Source organism: Pseudomonas sp. PDM04, from assembly GCF_014851765.1.
Taxonomy (GTDB): domain Bacteria; phylum Pseudomonadota; class Gammaproteobacteria; order Pseudomonadales; family Pseudomonadaceae; genus Aquipseudomonas.
In genome coordinates this window covers 476,348-496,014 of the sequence record NZ_JACVAI010000001.1, presented here as the reverse complement: position 1 = coordinate 496,014, position 19,667 = coordinate 476,348, and the positions used below count along the sequence as shown (strand labels likewise).

18 protein-coding genes are annotated in these 19,667 nt (G+C 62.6%); 15 read left to right on the top strand and 3 right to left on the bottom strand.

What is annotated here, in order from left to right; translation table 11 throughout:
• Window positions 1–9 precede the first annotated feature (9 nt).
• The 12 genes from IB249_RS02275 (at window position 10) to IB249_RS02220 (ending at window position 10,380) form a co-directional block, all read left to right on the top strand.
• Window positions 10–1,068, top strand: a complete 1,059-nt coding sequence (locus tag IB249_RS02275; RefSeq protein ID WP_192301895.1) for an IpaC/SipC family type III secretion system effector — start codon at window positions 10–12, stop codon at window positions 1,066–1,068.
• A gap of 13 nt (window positions 1,069–1,081) precedes the next feature.
• Window positions 1,082–2,170: an IpaD/SipD/SspD family type III secretion system needle tip protein gene (locus tag IB249_RS02270; RefSeq protein WP_192301894.1), complete on the top strand. Its 1,089-nt coding sequence runs from the start codon at window positions 1,082–1,084 to the stop codon at window positions 2,168–2,170.
• A 177-nt stretch (window positions 2,171–2,347) separates the two neighbouring features.
• Window positions 2,348–3,637, top strand: coding sequence for a winged helix-turn-helix domain-containing protein (locus IB249_RS02265; RefSeq protein WP_192301893.1), 1,290 nt, complete (start codon window positions 2,348–2,350; stop codon window positions 3,635–3,637).
• A 117-nt stretch (window positions 3,638–3,754) separates the two neighbouring features.
• A complete protein-coding gene (locus IB249_RS02260; protein WP_192301892.1) occupies window positions 3,755–4,924 on the top strand; it encodes a PrgH/EprH family type III secretion apparatus protein in 1,170 nt (389 codons plus the stop codon).
• Between the two features lie 3 nt (window positions 4,925–4,927).
• Entirely contained in the window at window positions 4,928–5,188 is a 261-nt protein-coding gene (gene sctF / locus IB249_RS02255) for a type III secretion system needle filament subunit SctF (protein ID WP_192301891.1), read from the top strand.
• 58 nt (window positions 5,189–5,246) lie between these two features.
• Window positions 5,247–5,555, top strand: coding sequence for a type III secretion system inner rod subunit SctI (sctI, locus tag IB249_RS02250; RefSeq protein ID WP_192301890.1), 309 nt, complete (start codon window positions 5,247–5,249; stop codon window positions 5,553–5,555).
• Complete coding sequence (locus IB249_RS02245; protein ID WP_192301889.1) at window positions 5,552–6,271, top strand: EscJ/YscJ/HrcJ family type III secretion inner membrane ring protein; 720 nt, start codon at window positions 5,552–5,554, stop codon at window positions 6,269–6,271. The genes sctI and IB249_RS02245 overlap by 4 nt, the downstream gene beginning before the upstream one ends.
• On the top strand, window positions 6,258–6,824 hold the full coding sequence (locus tag IB249_RS02240) for a secretion system protein (RefSeq protein WP_192301888.1): 567 nt from the start codon (window positions 6,258–6,260) through the stop codon (window positions 6,822–6,824). Before IB249_RS02245 ends, IB249_RS02240 begins: the two co-directional genes overlap by 14 nt.
• Window positions 6,796–7,476: an oxygen-regulated invasion protein OrgB gene (locus IB249_RS02235; RefSeq protein ID WP_192301887.1), complete on the top strand. Its 681-nt coding sequence runs from the start codon at window positions 6,796–6,798 to the stop codon at window positions 7,474–7,476. Before IB249_RS02240 ends, IB249_RS02235 begins: the two co-directional genes overlap by 29 nt.
• On the top strand, window positions 7,466–7,888 hold the full coding sequence (locus tag IB249_RS02230; protein ID WP_192301886.1) for a hypothetical protein: 423 nt from the start codon (window positions 7,466–7,468) through the stop codon (window positions 7,886–7,888). Before IB249_RS02235 ends, IB249_RS02230 begins: the two co-directional genes overlap by 11 nt.
• A 42-nt stretch (window positions 7,889–7,930) precedes the next feature.
• Window positions 7,931–9,301, top strand: coding sequence for a hypothetical protein (locus IB249_RS02225; RefSeq protein ID WP_225606801.1), 1,371 nt, complete (start codon window positions 7,931–7,933; stop codon window positions 9,299–9,301).
• A 59-nt stretch (window positions 9,302–9,360) separates the two neighbouring features.
• On the top strand, window positions 9,361–10,380 hold the full coding sequence (locus IB249_RS02220; protein WP_192301885.1) for a quinone-dependent dihydroorotate dehydrogenase: 1,020 nt from the start codon (window positions 9,361–9,363) through the stop codon (window positions 10,378–10,380).
• A gap of 183 nt (window positions 10,381–10,563) precedes the next feature.
• Here the strand turns inward: IB249_RS02220 and rmf are convergent, their stop codons facing one another.
• The gene (rmf, locus tag IB249_RS02215) at window positions 10,564–10,779 is read right to left on the bottom strand and encodes a ribosome modulation factor (protein WP_003223300.1); all 216 of its coding nucleotides are present in this window, start codon (window positions 10,777–10,779) and stop codon (window positions 10,564–10,566) included.
• Window positions 10,780–11,305: 526 nt separating this feature from the next.
• On the opposite strand from rmf, the gene rlmKL reads away from it, so the two are divergent.
• Together rlmKL and IB249_RS02205 are read left to right on the top strand one after the other, a co-directional pair.
• Window positions 11,306–13,567, top strand: a complete 2,262-nt coding sequence (gene rlmKL, locus IB249_RS02210; RefSeq protein WP_192301884.1) for a bifunctional 23S rRNA (guanine(2069)-N(7))-methyltransferase RlmK/23S rRNA (guanine(2445)-N(2))-methyltransferase RlmL — start codon at window positions 11,306–11,308, stop codon at window positions 13,565–13,567.
• A gap of 254 nt (window positions 13,568–13,821) precedes the next feature.
• Complete coding sequence (locus tag IB249_RS02205) at window positions 13,822–16,215, top strand: GGDEF domain-containing protein (RefSeq protein WP_192301883.1); 2,394 nt, start codon at window positions 13,822–13,824, stop codon at window positions 16,213–16,215.
• A gap of 74 nt (window positions 16,216–16,289) precedes the next feature.
• Here the strand turns inward: IB249_RS02205 and dacB are convergent, their stop codons facing one another.
• Window positions 16,290–17,750, bottom strand: a complete 1,461-nt coding sequence (gene dacB / locus IB249_RS02200; RefSeq protein ID WP_192301882.1) for a D-alanyl-D-alanine carboxypeptidase/D-alanyl-D-alanine-endopeptidase — start codon at window positions 17,748–17,750, stop codon at window positions 16,290–16,292.
• Window positions 17,751–17,982: 232 nt separating this feature from the next.
• Here dacB and IB249_RS02195 point away from each other — a divergent pair, with 232 nt between their 5' ends.
• Window positions 17,983–18,327: a YggL family protein gene (locus IB249_RS02195; RefSeq protein ID WP_192301881.1), complete on the top strand. Its 345-nt coding sequence runs from the start codon at window positions 17,983–17,985 to the stop codon at window positions 18,325–18,327.
• A 53-nt stretch (window positions 18,328–18,380) separates the two neighbouring features.
• Here the strand turns inward: IB249_RS02195 and IB249_RS02190 are convergent, their stop codons facing one another.
• Window positions 18,381–19,571: a benzoate/H(+) symporter BenE family transporter gene (locus IB249_RS02190; protein ID WP_192301880.1), complete on the bottom strand. Its 1,191-nt coding sequence runs from the start codon at window positions 19,569–19,571 to the stop codon at window positions 18,381–18,383.
• Between the last annotated feature and the right edge of the window lie 96 nt (window positions 19,572–19,667).

Below are 19,667 nucleotides of genomic sequence, written 5' to 3'. Positions count from 1 at the left end.
GAGTTTCTCATGAGTACAAATGCAGTGTCTGCGTTGGGTGTCGTCATGCCGTCGCGAAGCACGGCGGGCGCCGAAAAGGTCTGGCTGTCGCCCGGCGACTCGTCCTTGAAGGGTATGGTGGGGCAGGGCCAGGTGCTGGCCAACCCGCCGGTTCCTGGCGTTTCGGCAGCGGAGCTTGAACGTGGCATCGACGGCTATCAGCCCACCGGGTCCGATCAGCAGGACTTGCTCGCGGCCACGCTGACGGTGGGCGAGAAGGTGCGCAACGATCTGGTGTTCGATCCCGGTGCCTGGGAAAAACACGCGAACGTGCTGGTCGCTGCGATCATCGCGTTGAATGTCGCGCGGGTCGCCAACGCACAACTGCGCGGGCATTTCAGCGTGATGGCCGCCGATGCCGCCAAGTCCCAGGGCGCGGCCATCGTCGAGTCGGGCAAGGCGGCGATGTTCAGCGCCATCACCGCCGCCGTGGTCTCCGGTGCCATCGCCGGATTTGCGCTGCTCAAGACGTTCCAGGGGCAAGGGCTCAAGCAAGCCGATATCGACCTGCACCAGCGCAATGCCCTCGACGCCGGCATCGTCGAGCGTGACTTGCAGCAGGCGCGTGTTCGCGATGACTGGAATCCGGACACTGCCTACAAAATCACGGTATTCGATGATTTTGCCCGAATGAAAACCGTCGATTTCAAACCCCAGGGTTCGACGCTGAACGCCCGGGAACAAGCCTGGTTCGACAGTGAAATCATCAAGGCGCAGAACGTCGGCCGCACCTCCGACTGGCTGAGCCAGACGAGCGGCAAGGGCATCGAGAAGCGACTGGAGATCGGCCGCGTACTCAACGCGATGTCGATGAGCCTGAGCCAGGTGGTGACCAGCATGGTGCGCATCGGCGAACACGCCGCGCGGGAAAAGGAGGTCCTGCAGCAAAGCGCGCACAACACGCAGAAAAGCCTGGGCGATGAAGTCGGGCAAAAGGACTCGTCGGATGCGGCACTGTTGCAAAAACTCATGGAGATCGTGATGCAGCTGTTCCAGTCACGGATTGAAGTCATCGGAAAAGCGACCTGATCGGGAGCACCCCATGAGAATTGCCGATTTCACAGCGCCACCGACTCACCAGGCCGTCGACGCCCGTCGGGCCGACGCCAGGCCTCTGCCCGATGAATTGCCGCGCACGCCTCAGGTTGTCCAGCCACTCGTGCAGTTGCTGGACCGCTCGAACAAGGGGATCCAACGCCAGCTCGACAACCTGCTCAAGGTCCAGCCGCCAGCGCAGAAACTGGCTGAGCAGTTGCTGGCGGGCAGCGGCGCGGACGCGACCATGGCCGAGTTTGGCGAGCAGCTCCAGGGCAAGCGCATTCGCGCGCAGATGTGGGCGCTGCAAGTGCGTCAGTCCGGCGCGGTGATGTCGCATATTCAGCAGTCCCTGCGTCCGGAGCAGCAACAACGCCTGAGCGCCGCTCAGCAGGGCGTGCTGTCGCAGGTGCAACAAAATCCCTCACCTCCCGACGGCATCGCCGGCGAACTCACGCAGCACCGCAACGGCTCCAGCGACTTCTTTGACAGGCTGCAGGAACTGATCGGCCTGATCAAGAACAGCTACCTGGCGGGTTATCAACACATCATCGATGTCTTCACCGGGTTCTTCGACGCGTTCAACAAGGACATCACCGCCAAACTGGAGGGTTGGATCAAGGGGGTCAAGGACGGCAAGGAAGTCAGGTTGAACGTCGCTGAGCTGCGGTCCGCGCTGCAGGCACTGGTGAGTCGGTATTCACCCCCTCGCGCTGCCGCTGTCCTGTTCCCGGCTCCGGGCATGGGCGACGCCACCCGGGAGGAAGCCGGGAAGTGGCTGAAGGCGCTGGGGTTGCCTGACGACAGCCTGAGGAAAAACGCCAACGGTGGCTACAGCGTCGTGATGGACCTCAGCCCGTTGACCATCATGATCGGCCAACTGCCGCCCAATGGCGCCAGTGTCGACTGGGATACCGCCAGGTTCCAGTCCTGGCAAACCGGCTTCACCGCCCAGGAAGACCGTCTGAAGAACCGGCTGCAATCGTTCACGCAGAAGTATTCCAATGCCAACGCCTATCACGACAACTTCAACAAGATCCTGTCTTCGCACTTGAATCAGTACACGGACATGCTCAAGGCGATGCTGAATTTCTGAGCGGACGCGGTAGCTTTTGTCCTACGGCAAAAATCGCATTTTCATCGCTGAGAAGTGAGATCGCCCTGCGGATTCCTCCCACCCAACTTCCTATAGTCACGCAGCTTGTCATCTTGAGCCCGTCCCGCGACGGGCTCAATTGCGTTTCAGTACCTTCCTATAGAGAAGTTTCAAAGTATGGACAGTGCAACTGATAAAGCGCCGGTGCAGTCGTTCGTTTTTGACCACTGGCTACTGCAAAGCGATGGAACGCTGATGCGAGATGGACACGGAGTCCACGTCCCCCCCAAGGAATTGAGTGTGTTGCGCCTGCTGCTGGCATCGGCGGGCAAGGTGATCACCAAGGATCATCTGCTGGACTGTGTATGGCCCGCGACCGATGCGGGCGAAGAGTCGTTGACCCGCTGCATCTACGCCCTGCGCAAGCTGCTCAAGGACAACAAGGATTTTATCGCGACGGTGTACGGCCAGGGTTACCGATTCACCTGCCCGGTGGTGGCGCTGGGTCTCAACGAACAGGCAGGCGTGAGGGTCTCGTCGCTGGCCATCCTGCCGTTTCGCGGGGTGAGCGAGTCCCAGGCACTGGATTGGCAGGACGCCATGATCCGCCAATTGACCACGGCATTCGGTGAGGCGCTGCATGTCGTGCCTTCAGGGTTGATGGCCGCCTACGCCCCACCCATCGACGCGCGGTGCCTGGTCGAGGGCCTGATGCCGGACTTCTACCTGACCGGACGTCATGTCCCGCAGGCTGTCGAACAGCAATGGTCGGTCGAGTTGATACGGGGTATCGATCATGCGCTGTTGCATGCCCAGGTGGTGCGCGGCGAAGACCTGGGGGAGGCGCTCGGTGAGCTGACCTGCCTGGTTGCGCAACGCTTGCCGGGTTTGCGCCCGTGCGCCACGACCTGTTCGTCCTACCCGGCCCTGGTGGCTTACCTCAATGGTTTGTGCAGCATCCAGCGTCATACGGCGCAGAGCCTGCGCGATGCCCTGGTGCAATTTCGCCATGGCCTGCAACTGGACGAGCGCTATGCCCCTGCCTGGTGTGGCCTGGTGGATGTCTGGCTGGGTCAGGCGATGCTCGGGCTGTGCGACTTGCAGGATGCCATCGATCTGGCGCATTCGGCGGTCGCCAGGGCCCTGTCCCTGGACCCCGGCAGCCCGCCGGCCATCGCGCGCCTTGCCTTGCTGACCAGCCTGCGCGGTTGCGAGGAAGCGGCGCAGGTGTTGTTTCGACGCTGCATGCTCAACGCCGACCTGGCGGAGGTGCATTTCTTTCATGCGTGGCATTACTGGTTCTGGCAACGCCACGGGCAGGCCGCCCAGAGCATCGACAGGTGCCTGCGTCACGATCCGAACTGCGTACGGGCGAAGATGCTGCGAGTGCGTATCGTCCAGTCGAGTGACCGGGAACAGGCCATGAACATGGACCCGGTCGGGCATCCGGCAGTGCTGCTGGGTTAGTCGCGGTTCGCCAGCGGGATTCTGATGATGCCCGGGGATGACCACGATAATTCGATCAGGAATCTCATGGGCGGTGCTTTTAGGATGAGCGCTCATTCACTGGCCGGAGCCTGAACGGTGACGGATATTTCAGCCCTCTCTCCACGGCCCTGCATCCTGCGGATACTCAACGGTCCGCTGCAGGGCTGCGAGTTCCCGCTCGCCGAGTCGCGAACCTTGTTCATCGTCGCGCCGCTCGAGTTGTTGGACGCACACGTCGTGAGTGTGCCCGAGGACGCGATCTTCGTTCCTCTGGAGCAGGGTGGTTGCAACTTTGAAGTGTTGCCGGGGGACAGCGACCTGGAGGGCGTGACCCTGCACCTGCTCGACGAGCCCACGCAAACCCGGCATTGCCCCTTTCTGCAGCCCGTGCAGATCGGCGGCCTGTCGGTCGTTGTGCGGGAAGCGGGGCAGGCCTGGGTGCACGTTCTGCCGGGCAGTCAAACGTTGCAGCCGCCGCAATCGGCCGTTGGACGCTGGCCGTTGCCTGTCGCCGCGAAGTGGGCGGGCGGTGGGCTGTTACTGGCCTTGCTGGTGGCCTCGACAGGCCTCTGGCCGCTGCCCGATCCGGCCCCGCAAACCCATGTGCGCAGTTTGATCGGCGGCGCCAGCGGCGATATCGAGGTCGTGCTCGGGCGAGACCGCAAGGTGTACGTCTTTGTGGCGTCCGAACGGGATGCCGGCTGGAGTCGGCAAGTGCTGATGCGCAACGCCACCGTGGCCAACGTGCTGGTGATCGACCAGGAACGCCGTCGCCTGGAAAACCTGCTGATCGAACACGATCCGCAATTGGCCTGGCATGCCCTCGATTTAAAGGACCCCACCCAGCCACGGCTGCTGCTCAGCGCGCAGCGCAATGTGCTCACGCCGCAACGCCAGGCACGATTGCTCGACATGTTGCTCGAGGCCGCTCCCTATGCCCGGGATGTGGTCGTGCAGCTACAGGACGAGAACCTGTTGGCCGACCTCGCCGAACAAGGCTTGCGTCGCCTGGCACTGGCGTTCGACCGGGTCGGGTACGCCGGCAGTGTGACCTTTGCCCTCGGCGCAGACATGCGCGATGCCGAGCTGGCGACGGCCCGCCAATACGTCGGCGAGTTTCGTCGGCAGTGGGGCGATCGCTACGTGCACTTCGCTGTCGAGCTCAAGGATGACCTGCTCAAGGGCAAGTCATTTCAAACCGGCCCTCAGGGCTACATCAAGACGACGTCGTCGTCCTGGCATTTCCCCAAGCAAATCTGGAGGTGACACATGTCTGAAGGCATTAGCGCGGCAAAATTTCACAATGATTTTCTCGGCCAGCAGGCGTCAGCGTTCGAAAACGGAGCGAGTGCGCTCAACACCGCATTGAAAAACGCACTGACGGCCCTCAAGGGTGATGCCTCCAACCCGGAAAAGCTGGCGGCCTACCAGACGGCGTTCTCGTCCTACACCGTGTTTCGCAATGCCCAGACCAGTACGGTCAAGGGCTTCAAGGACATCGACATGGCGATCATCCAGGCGGCTCGCTGATTCACTCAACCTGACGGGCCATCGCTGCCTGGCGATGGTCCTTTCCAAGGGGCACGACATGGCTATTCAGAGTATTTCCCCTTCACTCGTCGGGGCGGCGACCTTCACTGACTTGCGCAGTGCGCAGCAAGGCCCGGTGGTGTCCCTTGAGCGCCGGCTGATCGAGGCGTTCGCCGGTTCGGCGGTCGACAGCGCGCAGGACGTGGCGGCGATCGAGCGACTGACGCAACGGCCGGATCTCACCAACCCCGAGGTGCTGGCGCAACTGCAGGAGCGGATGGGGCAGTACAACGTCGATATCAATTTGCTCAATGTGCTGGTTCGCAAGAGCGTGAGCACCGCTGAAACCTTGTTGCGCGCCTCATGAAAGCCGGTGTGTTGCCGGTGGTGTTGTGTTTGGCGCTGGTGGGTTGCCGCCAGCCCAACCTGCTGGAAGGGTTGGACCAGCAGCAGGCCAACGAAGTGCTGGCGGTGCTGCAGCGCAACAATATCGCCGCGACGAAGGTCGACGCAGGCAAGGCCGGGTATGCGGTGAAGATCGACCCGGTGGATTTCGCTGCTGCGGTCGATTTGCTCAACCTCTATTCGTTGCCTTCCAGACCACGGCTGCAAGTCGCCGAGATGTTTCCCGCCGATGCATTGGTCGCTTCTCCCAGGGCAGAAAAAGCCCGGTTGTATTCGGCGCTGGAGCAGCGTCTGGAACAATCCATCGGCGTGCTCGAGGGCGTGGTCTCGGCGCGGGTACATGTCAGCTATGACCTGGACGCCGGTGAAGGCGGGCGCAAGGCCGCGCCCATTCATCTGGCGGCCGTGGCCGTGCACGAGCGAGGTGTCGAGCCGCAGTTGCTGATCGGTGACATCAAGCGATTTCTCAAAAACACCTTTGCCGACGTCGACTACGACAACATTTCAGTTGTCCTGTCGGTGCGTTCACCCACCCAGCACGTCACGCCATCCGCGATGGCGAGGCCGGGTGATTCACCCTGGGCCTGGCTGCTGGTGCCAATGCTCGCGCTGTTGGCCGGCGGCGCCGCGTTCGGCTACCGACTGTTGAAAGGAGGACGACGCGATGGCGTGCGCTGAGCGTCTGCGGTGGATCCTCACTGAACCGCTGGATTACCTGCACCCGCAGCGCCTGGATTTGCCGGTCGGCTTCGACAGCCCCGAGGCACGGCGTGCACTCAACCGGATCCTTCTCGACGGGCTGGGGCCGCCGGGCCCATGGCTGCCGATGCCACTGACGGCCGTGGCCCGTCAGTGGGTTGGGCAATGGCAACAACTGCCGCACATCGCGAGGCTGATGGGGGCCTGGCGACTGTTTCCACGGTTGGCGCAAGGCGGGGCCTTGCAGCGATTGCCCAGGTCTTTGCGCCTGTTTGCCGGTTGCCGGCCGGGTGGCCGCACCAGCCCGCCGCTGGACCCGGCAGGGGAGCTGATGCAGCAGGTGCAAGCCGTGGGTTTGAACGCATTGTCGGGTTTGTCCGGGTTCGTGCCAGCGCCGCTGTGCGAACGGCTGCCCCTGCAATTCTCTCCCGATGTTGTCGACCGGCAAACACAGTGGCCGGTCGCAGCGGCCGATCCCACGCTTTTCTTTCTGGCGGTGCAGCATGCTCGACTCCATCCGAACCTTGAATGACGTGCCGGCCTCGAGCGATGCCCGGGTGGCAAGCGAAGACCTGCGCGCCGCGCGCCAGCGAGGCACCCTGCAGCAACAGGCCAGACGTTGGGCGCGGGATTGTGTCGGGCAGGCCCGATCCGAAGCTGCCGCGATTCGCGCACAGGCGTATCAGGAGGGCTACGCCAGCGGCATGCTCCGGGCTGTGGAGGACCTGGCCGGTGGCTTGCTCGAAACGCAGGCGCTCGGCATGCAGTTGCGCGAGGACCTGACGCAGGCCGCCCGGCAGCTATTGAGTGAGGCACTGACGCGGGTCGAGTGGCTGGACGAAATGCTCGAGCGTTGGCTGGCGGAGCAGGCCGATGTCGGCGCGCCGTTGCAGGTCTTGCTGCCGATGCGTTGCCAATCCCGACACCCGGCCTTGCGCCAGCGACTGCAGGGCTTCTGGCCGGGTGCGCTGGTCATCGACTATCAGCCCGAGGAGCGCTACGTGTTTCGTTTGGCCGACCAATTGCTCGAATTCGATATCGGTACGACCTGTCAGCGGTTGCAGCCACTGCTGTTGGCGCAGTTGGCGAATCTGCCCGAATCGGCTCGACAGCTCGATGACGCCTCGATCAGTCGGTTGCGGGCGCTGTGTGCGGAATTCGAGCAGGCGCGCCATGAAGATTGAAACCGTGACGACTGTGCAGCGCGCTGAGCCGGTATCCAGGGTCGAGTCCCTTGAGTCGCGATTGTTGAAGGCGACGGGCAAATCGTCCGGGGTCGATCCGGGCATCGAAGCGCTTCATCAAAGGCTGTCGGCGCTGGAGGGCAAGGGCCAGAGGGCGCATTACGAACTTCTCAGGACGCTGCCTGGCGCGGACGCAGGAACTGCGCTGTATCCCACCTCGCAAGCCCTGAGCAGCGTAGCGCTGCGGCTCATGAGTCATTTGAAAGACGAGGGCCTGGACAAAACGCCGCTCTACCAGGAAATCAAAGGCGTCAATGGCATGGCCTTCGCCATGAAGGTGTTTGTCATGAGTTACACCCGCGAGGTGTTCCAGGTGACGGACGACGACGCGTGGGAAAAGAGTGAGTGGTGAGGCCACGCCCGACAACCACTCTACGAACAGGCAGTGAGGAGAATGATTTTGATCAATGGACTACCCGTGTACAACCGCGCCATCACCACGATCGCGCAAACGCCCGCCACCGAGCGGGTATCGCCTGTGCTCTCGGCGCTTGCCGTATCGCCTGACTTTCGCGTGCTCGACATGGGCACACCCCGGCAAATCGGCACTGGCATCGCGCTGGTGAACCGCGAGGTGAGCCTGCAGCTCGAGGCCTGTCGCGCAGCGTTGGGCGCCAGTGATATGGAGGGGGTCGCCCAGGTCGATGCCTTCATTGCCGAGGGACGCCTGCCGACAGTGCTGGTCGATCCGTCGCTGTTCGCGCGCGTCAGGGAGTTGAATGCCGCCGACAGCGAACAGTCCCGTGACAGCCGGGTCACCACCCTGCTGGAGGCGGGCAGGGCGTGGCTGGAGTCGGCCAGAGGTCCCGGGTTGAACCTGCTGAATATCGCGGGACGCACGGGGTTGGTCGTGGCGCTCGCGACCGCCGTGCGCCAGGCCGTGAGCTATCACGTCGAGCTAGCCTTGCGCGAGGGTGACTCGACGCCGGCCGGGCGTGCATGGGTGGCGGTGGCGTTGACCCTCGTCGACCTGGGTTTGCTGATCGGCGGTGCCATTCGAAATGAGGTGAACGGCACCGCCAATGTGCCGTCGCGCCTGGGGCGTGTGAGCATGGCGGCCGTCCTGCTGGGATCGTTGATTGCCGGGCACCTCACGGGCGCCTCGCAGCGGGTGCTCCCGGCGATGATCGGCGGATCGATCTACACGCTGGCCCGAAGCTTGCCCAATCTGTTCCTGTCCTTGCAGAGCAACGCCGGAGCGCCCAACGCGGCCAACACCGGAGCCACGACGGTGGTCAACGGCGTGGCGCAGTTCCTGCTGGCTGAATTGGGGCAAGTACTGCCATTGAGCGGTGCGGCCCGTGCGGCGCAAGGATTGAGGTACAGCGTTGGCGCGGACCTGGTGGAAGGCATGTTGAATGGCGCCGGCATGGTGCTGGATGACATGATTTCCATCTTTTGCAGGAGTTGCCAGTTGTTGTCACCGGACCCGGGGCGCGATTCGGTGTTCTCCGATCCGCAGGCCGTGCAGCACGAAGTGTTGCAAGTGCGAGCGGGGCTTCAGCGACCGACACGCAGCGAACTGGCCGATACGATGTTTGACTTCGGCACATTCAGCCTCTCGGCGGGGCATTCGTTCGCGCTGGTCCTGGGGGCGGTCGCCACCCTGCTCGACAGTGCAGAGGTCGGCGAAGGCTATCAGGCCCACATCATCGCCGGGTGTGTCGCCCTGATGGGGATGATCTTCTACTTTCCCTTTGTCTTCGGCTGTGCCAAGCGTACCGATAACGTCTACGTCCTGCCGCAGGAGACTGTGGTTCCTTGAGTCAGGCAGCCCGGCTATAATCGCCGACACTTTTCATCGCCCAGAGTCCGAATCAGCCCATGTACACCCTGGCCCGTCAGCTGCTGTTCAAACTTTCCCCGGAAACCTCCCACGATCTGTCCCTCGACCTGATCGGCGCGGGTGGACGTTTGGGCCTCAACAGCTTGCTGTGCAAGGCGCCGGCAAGCACGCCGGTAAGCGTCATGGGCCTGGACTTCCCGAATCCGGTCGGCCTGGCGGCCGGCCTGGACAAGAATGGCGCGGCCATCGACGGTTTTTCCCAACTGGGTTTCGGCTTCGTCGAAATCGGCACCATCACGCCGCGTCCACAGCCGGGCAACCCGAAACCGCGGATCTTCCGCCTGCCGGAAGCGGAGGCGATCATCAATCGCATGGGGTTCAACAACCTCGGCGTCGATCACCTGCTGTCCCGCGTGGCAGCGGCCAAATACAAAGGCGTGCTCGGCATCAACATCGGCAAGAACTTCGACACCCCGGTGGAGCGCGCCGTCGACGACTACCTGATCTGCCTGGACAAGGTCTACGCCCATGCCAGCTATGTGACGGTCAACGTCAGCTCGCCGAACACCCCGGGCCTGCGCAGCCTGCAGTTCGGTGATTCGCTCAAGCAACTGCTCAGCGACCTGGCCACGCGGCGGGCGGAACTGGCGCTGCGTCACGGCAAGCACGTGCCCCTGGCGATCAAGATCGCCCCGGACATGTCGGACGAGGAAACCGCTCAAGTCGCCCAGGCGCTGATCGACACCGGGATGGACGCGGTGATCGCCACCAACACCACCCTGAGCCGCGTCGGCGTCGAAGGCATGGAACACGGCGATGAGGCGGGCGGTTTGTCCGGCGCGCCGGTCCGCGACAAGAGCACCCACACGGTGAAGGTGCTGGCGGCGGAACTGGCCGGTCGTTTGCCGATCATCGCGGTGGGCGGCATTACCGAAGGCAGGCACGCGGCCGAGAAAATCGCCGCCGGGGCAAGCCTGGTGCAGCTCTATTCCGGTTTCATCTACAAGGGGCCTGCGTTGATTCGCGAGTCCGTCGACGCGATCGCAGCCCTGCGCTGATCCCGGGCCCGCGCCCGCCAGGCTCACACTGACTCTGTGGGAGCCAACCTGCTCGCGATGAACATTCAGGCATAAAAAAGGGCTCCTCGAAGGAGCCCTTGGGCCGAAGCCCGCCGCCCGGATGGGGCGTGCGTGGTAAGTCGGTACGTAATCAGATTGTCGTGTCGGAGTGTGTGCCTTGTGTTAGCCGACGGCGTGAAGTTCGTTGAGTCTGTGGATTCCCGCAGTGCCGGTCATACCGTCCCAGTTGTCGCCGCGTCCTTCTCGCCAGCCGTTGATCCAGGCTTGGCGTACCGACGGTAGAGTAAATGGGCAAAGCTCACGGGATTTGCCACCAACGCCATATTGATATCCGCGCAAAAATGCTCTTTCCAACGGATCACGCTTAAGTCTTCTCATAGGGTGTTGCCCTCACTTGTTGACTGTTTTTATCGCGTTGACCTCGATCGAGGTCTGGCAGAAAGTCTGCCGTTGGGGCTCGCTGCCGGCGTGGCGAGCCAAGGTGTTGACGTCACTCGCGGCGTCAACCTGTGTTGAGTTCTAACCAATGCGTCACATCGAGGGAATGATCGTTTTGTCATAAGGACGTAACCATAAAGATGCTATGGCCATAAGTAACTCAATGTTTATTGCCTGTTCAGGGCGCAAACCCCTGTATGATCAGCCCTTCGCAAGATGATGACGCTAATCTTCTGCTGAGAATGGCTCCCGTTAACTCGGACGCTATGCGACGAAGGGTCGCGTTATGACATTTTGTTGCATCAACTTTTTTATCTGTCCGTGCATCTAAGCTCTTCTGACCCGAGCAGCACGGATGGGACGGCACACTTTCGTGCCACGCGGGCGCTCTTTCAGAAAAGCGCCTGATTGAAAACCGGGCCGGCAATGCGTTGTCGGTCCACTAGCCAAAGGCTCTGTCATTACCATGTCCGATCGTTTCGAACTCTTCCTCACTTGCCCCAAAGGCCTTGAAGGCCTGCTCATCGAGGAAGCCGTCGGGCTTGGCCTTGAAGACGCGCGCGAACACACCTCTGCCGTTCGCGGCATGGCCTCCATGGAAACCGCTTACCGTCTGTGCCTGTGGTCGCGCCTGGCGAACCGGGTGCTGCTGGTGCTCAAGCGTTTCCCGATGAAAAACGCCGAAGACCTGTACCACGGCGTGCTCGATATCGACTGGCAGGATCACATGCTCAGCGACGGCACCCTGGCCGTCGAGTTCAGCGGCCACGGCTCGGGTATCGACAACACTCACTTCGGCGCCTTGAAGGTCAAGGACGCCATTGTCGACAAACTGCGAACCCCGCAAGGCGATCGTCCGTCCATCGACAAACTCAACCCGGACCTGCGCATTCACCTGCGCCTGGACCGTGGCGAAGCGATCCTTTCCCTCGATCTCTCGGGCCACAGCCTGCACCAGCGCGGTTATCGCCTGCAGCAAGGCGCGGCGCCGCTGAAGGAAAACCTCGCGGCGGCCGTACTGATCCGTTCCGGCTGGCCGCGCATTGCGGCCGAGGGCGGCGCGCTGGCCGACCCGATGTGCGGTGTCGGTACGTTCCTCGTCGAAGCGGCGATGATTGCCACCGACATGGCGCCGAACCTGCGCCGTGAACAGTGGGGCTTCACCGCCTGGCTCGGCCATGTGCCGGCACTGTGGAAAAAACTGCACGAAGAGGCACTCGAACGTGCCGCGGCCGGCATGGCCCGGCCACCGCTGTGGATTCGCGGTTACGAAGCCGACCCGCGCCTGATTCAACCGGGCCGCAACAACGTCGAGCGTGCCGGCCTGAGCGACTGGATCAAGATCTACCAGGGTGAAGTCGGCACGTTCGAACCGCGCCCTGACCAGAACCAGAAAGGCCTGGTCATCTGCAACCCGCCGTACGGCGAGCGCCTGGGGGACGAGGCCAGCCTGCTGTATCTCTACCAGAACCTCGGCGAACGTCTGCGCCAGGCCTGCCTGAACTGGGAAGCCGCGGTGTTCACCGGCGCCCCGGACCTGGGCAAGCGCATGGGCATCCGCAGCCACAAGCAGTATTCGTTCTGGAACGGCGCATTGCCGTGCAAGCTGTTGCTGATCAAGGTCACGCCGGACCAGTTCGTCACCGGCGAGCGTCGTACCCCGGAGCAGCGTCAGGTCGAGCGTGAGCAGGCCGCGTACGATCAGACCCCGGACGCACCGCAGGAACGCCAGTACAACAAGAACGGCAACCCGATCAAACCGGCCCCGGTAGTCATCGAACAGCCGCGCTTGAGCGAGGGCGGGCAGATGTTCGCCAACCGCCTGCAGAAAAACCTCAAGGCGCTGGGCAAGTGGGTCAAGCGTGAAGGCATCGACTGCTACCGCGTCTACGATGCCGACATGCCGGAATACTCGATGGCCATCGATCTGTATCAGGACTGGGTCCACGTCCAGGAATACGCCGCGCCGAAATCCATCGACCCGGAAAAAGCCTCGGCGCGCATGTTCGACGCACTGGCGGCGATTCCGCAGGCATTGAACGTCGACAAGAGCCGCGTGGTGGTCAAGCGTCGCGAGCGTCAGAGCGGCACCCGGCAGTACGAACGCCAGGCCGCCCAGGGCAAGTTCGTCGAGGTCAGCGAAGGCGGCATCAAGCTGTTGGTCAACCTCACCGACTACCTCGACACCGGGTTGTTCCTCGATCATCGGCCGATGCGCATGCGCATTCAGAAAGAGGCTGCAGGCAAGCGCTTCCTCAATCTGTTCTGCTACACCGCGACCGCCAGTGTTCACGCGGCCAAGGGCGGCGCGCGCAGCACCACCAGTGTCGACCTGTCGAAGACCTACCTCGACTGGGCGCGTCGCAACCTGTCGCTGAACGGTTTTTCCGACAAGAACCGCCTGGAGCAGGGCGATGTCATGGCCTGGCTCGAGGCCAGCCGTGACGAGTACGACCTGATCTTCATCGACCCGCCGACCTTCTCCAACTCCAAGCGCATGGAAGGGGTATTCGACGTGCAGCGTGACCAGGTGCAGTTGATCGACCTGGCCATGGCCCGACTGGCACCGGGCGGCGTGCTGTATTTCTCCAATAACTTCCGCAAGTTCGAACTGGAACCCAACCTCAGCGAGCGTTATGCGGTCGAGGAGATCACGGCCCAGACCATTGATCCGGATTTTGCCCGTAATGCCAAGATCCACCGTGCCTGGAAAATCACCGCGCGTTAATGGATAACCCCCCTGTGGGAGCGAGCCGTCTCCGGGCGGCGTTGCGACGATGGAGCCGATAACGCTGCTGGGTGTCAGGCATCCAGCGTTATCGTCAAGCTCCATCGCGAGCAGGCTCGCTGCCACCCTTGCAGTTCCCGTTCCGTCGGCCCTTTCCGCCTTCGATGTGGGGGCTGGCCAAATTAGTGGCTAATAGCTATAACTCAGACATGGCCAATGCGCATTTTCAGCACCTGGCGTTTTGAGTGGCCTTTATGTCGTTGTACTCCGTACGCCCCAAGATTCTGGGCTTTATCAGTGAAGACGCTTCGGCCTGGCTGGTCGCGCTGCTGGTATTGGTCGTCGGCGGGCTCCTCACCGGTTTGCTCGCCTGGTCGACCCTGAATCTGTTCGACCAACAATTGCACCAGCGTTTTCAACTGCTGGCCAGCGAACGTTACAGCCGTATCACCGAGCGTTTCGAAGATCAGGAACAGCGCCTGGACGGGCTGCGGCGTTTTTTCATCAACTCCGATTCGATTCAACGCGACGAATTCAACGGCTACACCCAACCCCTGCTGCGCCGGACCCAAGCGTATTCGTTTGCCCTGAGGGTGAAGGGGGCCGATCGTAGCGAGTTCGAGCGCCGGGTACAGGCCGAGGGGCTGCCGGACTTCACCATCCGCGAACTCAATGCCGATGGCCAGTTGCAACTGGCGGCTGAACGCGACGAGTACGTGCCGGTGCTCTACAGCGAGACCCAAAGCAAGCTCGGCGCGCCGCTGGGTTACGATCTGCTGGCCCAGCCCCTGCGTCGCGCCACCCTCGACCGGGCCGACGAGCATGGGCAGATGGCGGTGTCGCAACCGATGCACCTGGTCAGTATCGAGCCGGCTTATGCGCGGGGCGTGCTGCTGGTGGCGCCGGTGATCCTGCGTAACAGCAGTCCCGGCAGCAAACCCTTCGGCTACGTGATGGCGGTGATCAGCATGCGCCAGTTGCTGGCGGACGACCTGCCGGAACCCAGCCGCGACTACCTGTCGGTGCGCATACTCGACCTGTCCACCGACGATCAGCACGAAGTGCTCTACGAATCCCCCAGCGGGCCTGCCGACAGCGAGTTGGGCGCGACCCGGGAACTGCGGCTGGCCGACCACGATTATCAGGTCGATATCCAGCCCAGCGAGGCATTCCTGAAGGCCAACCATTCTTCGGTGAGCAGCCTGGTGATCCTCGGCGGCCTGCTCAGCCTGTTGCTCAGCGCGCTGCTCTATGTGCTGGTCAGCCAGCGCCAGCGTGCCTTGAAAATGGTCGAGCAACGAACCCAGGAGCTGCGTGCCCGGGAGCAGGAGCTGCGCGGCACCCATGGCCAGTTGCGGGGTGTGCTGAACGCCGCGACCCAGGTCGCGATCATCGCCACCGACCTGCGCGGTGTGATCAGCACCTTCAATGCCGGGGCGGAACAGATGCTCGACTACTCCAGCCTCAACGTGGTGGGGCACATGACACTGGAGAACCTGCTTCTGCCCCGGGAGCTGGAAGCGCGTTCGGCGGAGTTGAGCGCGCGTTACGGCAAACCGATCCCCACGTGCCAGGCGATGCTGGTGGAAGGCGGCGAGGAGGGCGGACACGAGGCGCGGGAGTGGACCCTGGTGCGCAGCGACGGCAGCCACCTGACGGTGAACATGCTGGCGACACCGGTGCTCGACGAACAAGGCTTGTGGGTCGGGCACCTGGCGATCTGCATCGACGTCACCGAGCGCAAACGGGTGCATGAGGCGCTGGCGGCGCGGGACCTGTTGCTGAAGAAGCTCAGTGCCCATCTGCCTGGCGGGATCTACCAGTTCAAGATGGAGTTCGACGGGCGTTTCAGTGTGATCTACGCCAGCGATGGCATCCGCGAGATCTACGAACTCGAGCCGGAGGTGTTGCTGCTCGACGCCGAAGCGATCTTCACCCGGATTCATCCCCAGGACACCTCGCGGGTCCGCTCCTCGATCCGGGCATCGGCGGACACGCTCAGCCCGTGGCGCGAGGAATACCGCGTGCTGCTGCCCACACGCGGCCTGCGCTGGGTGCGTGGCGAGGCGACACCGGAAGAACTGCCGGGCGGCGGCGTGCTCTGGCACGGCTACATCTCTGACATCTCCGACCTGAAACGGGTGGAAGAAGAGTTGCGGGCGTTGTCGATCACTGATTCGCTGACCGGGATCCACAACCGTCGCTACTTCCAGGAGCGCCTGACCACCGAAATGGCCAGGGTCGAGCGGGGCGGTGGCGAGTTGTCGGTGATCATGCTCGACATCGATCACTTCAAGCGCATCAATGACCAGCACGGCCATGCGGTGGGCGACCGGGTGTTGCAGGCGGTGTGCGAGCGCATCGGCCATCGGCTGCGGCGCACCGACGTGTTCTGTCGCCTGGGCGGCGAAGAGTTCATGGTGCTTTGCCCGGACATCGACGGCGAGAAGGCCTATCGACTGGCACTGGAGTTGTGGCAAGGGCTGCGCAGCACGCCGATCGACGACGTCGGCATCGTCACCGCGAGTTTCGGCATCGCCAGTTGGCGGGTGGGCGAAGGCGCGGACGCGCTGCTGCTGCGGGCCGACTCTGGGGTTTACGTGGCGAAGCAGGCCGGCCGGGATCGGGTAGAAGGCGAGATGAACTAGGGACGAACACAGAACCCCTGTGGGAGCGAGCAAGCCCGCTCCCGCATTTGATCTTCGGTTTATCGAAGATCGGTTTACAGCACCGAAGCCGTCTCAGGCAGTTTCGGCTGGCGATACAGGTCCAGCAGCACCTGGTCGAGCACCGACGACGCGCCAAACGGCGCCTTGTCGTTGAGAATCGCCACCACTGCCCAGGTGTTGCCGTTGACGTCGCGGCTGTAGCCGGAGATCGCGCGCACGGTGTTCAGCGTGCCGGTCTTGACGTGGGCTTCACCGCGCATGGCGGTGGTTTTCAGGCGTTTACGCATGGTGCCGTCGGTTCCGGCAATCGGCATCGAACTGATGAACTCGGCAGCGTACGGGCTGCGCCATGCGGCTTGCAGCATCGCTGCCATTTCCCGTGCGCTCACACGCTCGGATCGCGACAGGCCGGAACCGTTCTCCATCACCAGGTGCGGCGCGGTGATGCCTTTTTTCGCCAACCACTGACGCACCACGCGCTGGGCGGCCTTGGCGTCGTCGCCGTCGGCGTCGGTGCGGAATTTCTGGCCCAGGCTCAGGAACAGCTGCTGGGCCATGGTGTTGTTACTGTATTTGTTGATGTCGCGGATGATCTCCGCCAGGTCCGGGGAGAAGGCACGAGCCACGACCTTGGCGTCCTTGGGCGTAGACGCCAGCACGTCCTTGCCCTGGATGCTGCCGCCCAGTTCCTTCCAGATCGCGCGCACGGCGCCGGCGGTGTAGGTGGCGTGGTCAAGCAGCGACAGGTAGGTCTGCGAGCTGCAGCCGTCGCCCAACTGGCCGCCGACGGTCACGGTGACGGAGCCATCCGGCTGGGTCACCGGGTTGTAGCGCACGCCGCCGGTGCATTGCTTGGAGTTGATGGCCTTGACCTGGTTTTCGATGCGGATGCTCGCAATCGGCGGTTCGACCGACACCAGCACCCGACCGTTGTCGTTGCGCGCCACGAAGCGCAGGGCCTTGAGGTTGACCAGCAGCGAGTCGGGCTTGACCAGGAACGGTTTGTTCTCGTCATTGCCGTCATCGTTGAACTCGGGCAATTGCGGTTGCAGGAAGAAGCCGCGATCCAGCACCAGGTTGCCGGTGACCTGGGTGACGCCGTTGGCGCGCAGGTCGCGCATCAACAGCCAGAGTTTTTCCATGTTCAGCTTCGGATCGCCGCCACCCTTGAGGTACAGGTTACCGTTGAGAATGCCACCACTGAGGGTGCCGTCGGTGTAGAACTCGGTTTTCCACTGGTGGTTGGGGCCGAGCATTTCCAGGGCCGCGTAGGTGGTCACCAGCTTCATGGTGGAAGCGGGGTTGACCGAGACGTCCGCGTTGAAAATGGTCGGGGTGCCCGGGCCGTTGAGCGGGACCATCACCAGCGACAGGGCGTTGTCCGGCAGTTTGCTGGCCTTCAGGGCCTTTTCGACGTTGGGTGTCAGCGCGGTGTTGATGGTGGCGGCGGATACAGGGAGGGCCAGGGGGACAAGAAGACTGGCCAGCAACAATGGACGCAAAGATTTGATCATGTGAAATAAAACCCTACAGCCGAGGGGGAAAAGAGGAGGGCATGAAAATAAAAACCCTCGGTGACATGAAAGTGTCGGCATTATGCCCCAAGGTGCAACCCCTTGTGCCGTACGCAGGGGGACCGAACCGCTATTTTTTTACAGGCGGTTGCCGTTCGCGTCCAGAGAGCCGGGCAATTGGCCGCTTAAACTGCTAAAGTGCGGCCCGTTATTACTTATGAGGATTGTTCCAATGGCGACTAACCGTTCCCAGCGTCTGCGCAAAAAACTGTGCGTCGATGAATTTCAAGAGCTGGGTTTCGAACTGAACCTGGATTTCAAGGACGATTTGGCTGATGAAGCCATTGATGCTTTCCTCGACGCATTCCTCAAAGAAGCCATGGAAGCCAACGGTCTGGGCTACGTGGGCGGCGACGACTTCGGTCTGGTGTGCCTGCAGAAGCGTGGCTCGGTGTCCGAAGAGCAGCGTGCCGCTGTGGAAGCCTGGCTCAAGGGCCGCAGCGAACTGACCGAAGTCACCGTCAGCCCGCTGCTCGACGTCTGGTACCCGGAAAAGCCGATCAATCCGAAAGCCTGATGTCATGAAAAACGGCGACCCAAGGGTCGCCGTTTTTTTGTCTGGCTGAACGCTCAGGCCTTGCGCCAGTTCAGAATCACCAGTGTCACCACCCCCGCCACAATCCCCCAGAAGGCCGAACCGATGGAGAACAGCGTCAGCCCCGACGCCGTGACCATGAAGGTGATCAGCGCCGCTTCACGTTCCTTCATTTCGCTCATGGCGATGCTCAGGCCATTGATGATCGAGCCGAACAACGCCAGTGCGGCAATCGACAGCACCAGTTCCTTGGGCAATGCAGCGAACAACGCTGCCAGCGTCGCGCCGAACACCCCGGCGATCCCGTAGAAAATCCCGCACCAGACCGCTGCCGTATAACGCTTGTGGCGATCTTCGTGGGCGTGCGGCCCGGTGCAGATGGCCGCGCTGATGGCGGCCAGGTTGATCCCGTGGGAACCGAATGGCGCCAACAGCAGCGAGGCGATGCCGGTGGTCGTGATCAAGGGCGACGCCGGGACGTGGTAACCGTCGGCGCGCAGAACCGCGATGCCCGGCATGTTCTGCGAGGTCATCGCCACGACGAACAACGGGATGCCAATGCTGATGGTCGCGGCCAGGGAGAAATGCGGCGTGGTCCAGACCGGCGTCGCCACCTCCAGATGAAAGGCGCTGAAATCCAGCAAACCCATGAGCCCGGAGAGCGCGGTGCCGATCAGCAGCGCGGCGAGTACCGCGTAGCGCGGCGACAGGCGCTTGACCACCAGGTACGAGAAAAACATCCCCAGTACCAGGGCGGTGCGATGCTGCGCAGCGACAAAGATCTCACTGCCGATCTTGAACAGGATCCCCGCCAGCAACGCCGCGGCCAACGACGCCGGGATCTTTTTCACCAGGCGTTCGAAACTGCCGGTCAACCCGCAGATCGTCACCAGCACCGCACAGGTCACGTAGGCACCAATGGCCTCGCCGTAGGTCACCCCGCCGAGGCTGGTGATCAGCAGTGCCGCGCCGGGGGTCGACCAGGCAATCGTGATCGGTGTGCGATAACGCAGGGACAGGCCGATCGAACACACCGCCATGCCGATCGAGATGGCCCAGATCCAAGAGGAAATCTGCCCGCTGCTCAGGCCTGCCGCTTGCCCGGCCTGGAACATCAGCACCAGCGAACTGGTGTAGCCGGTCATCATCGCGATGAAACCGGCGACGATGGCCGAAGGCGATGTGTCGGCCAGTGGGCGCAGAGGCGCGTGTGTTGCGTCGTTCATGACAGCGGTGTTCCTGGTGTTGATGAGGGTAACCATGAGGCCCGCTCCCACAGGGATCGCGGATTCCGTGTTCAAGCCTAAACTCAAATGTAAGCA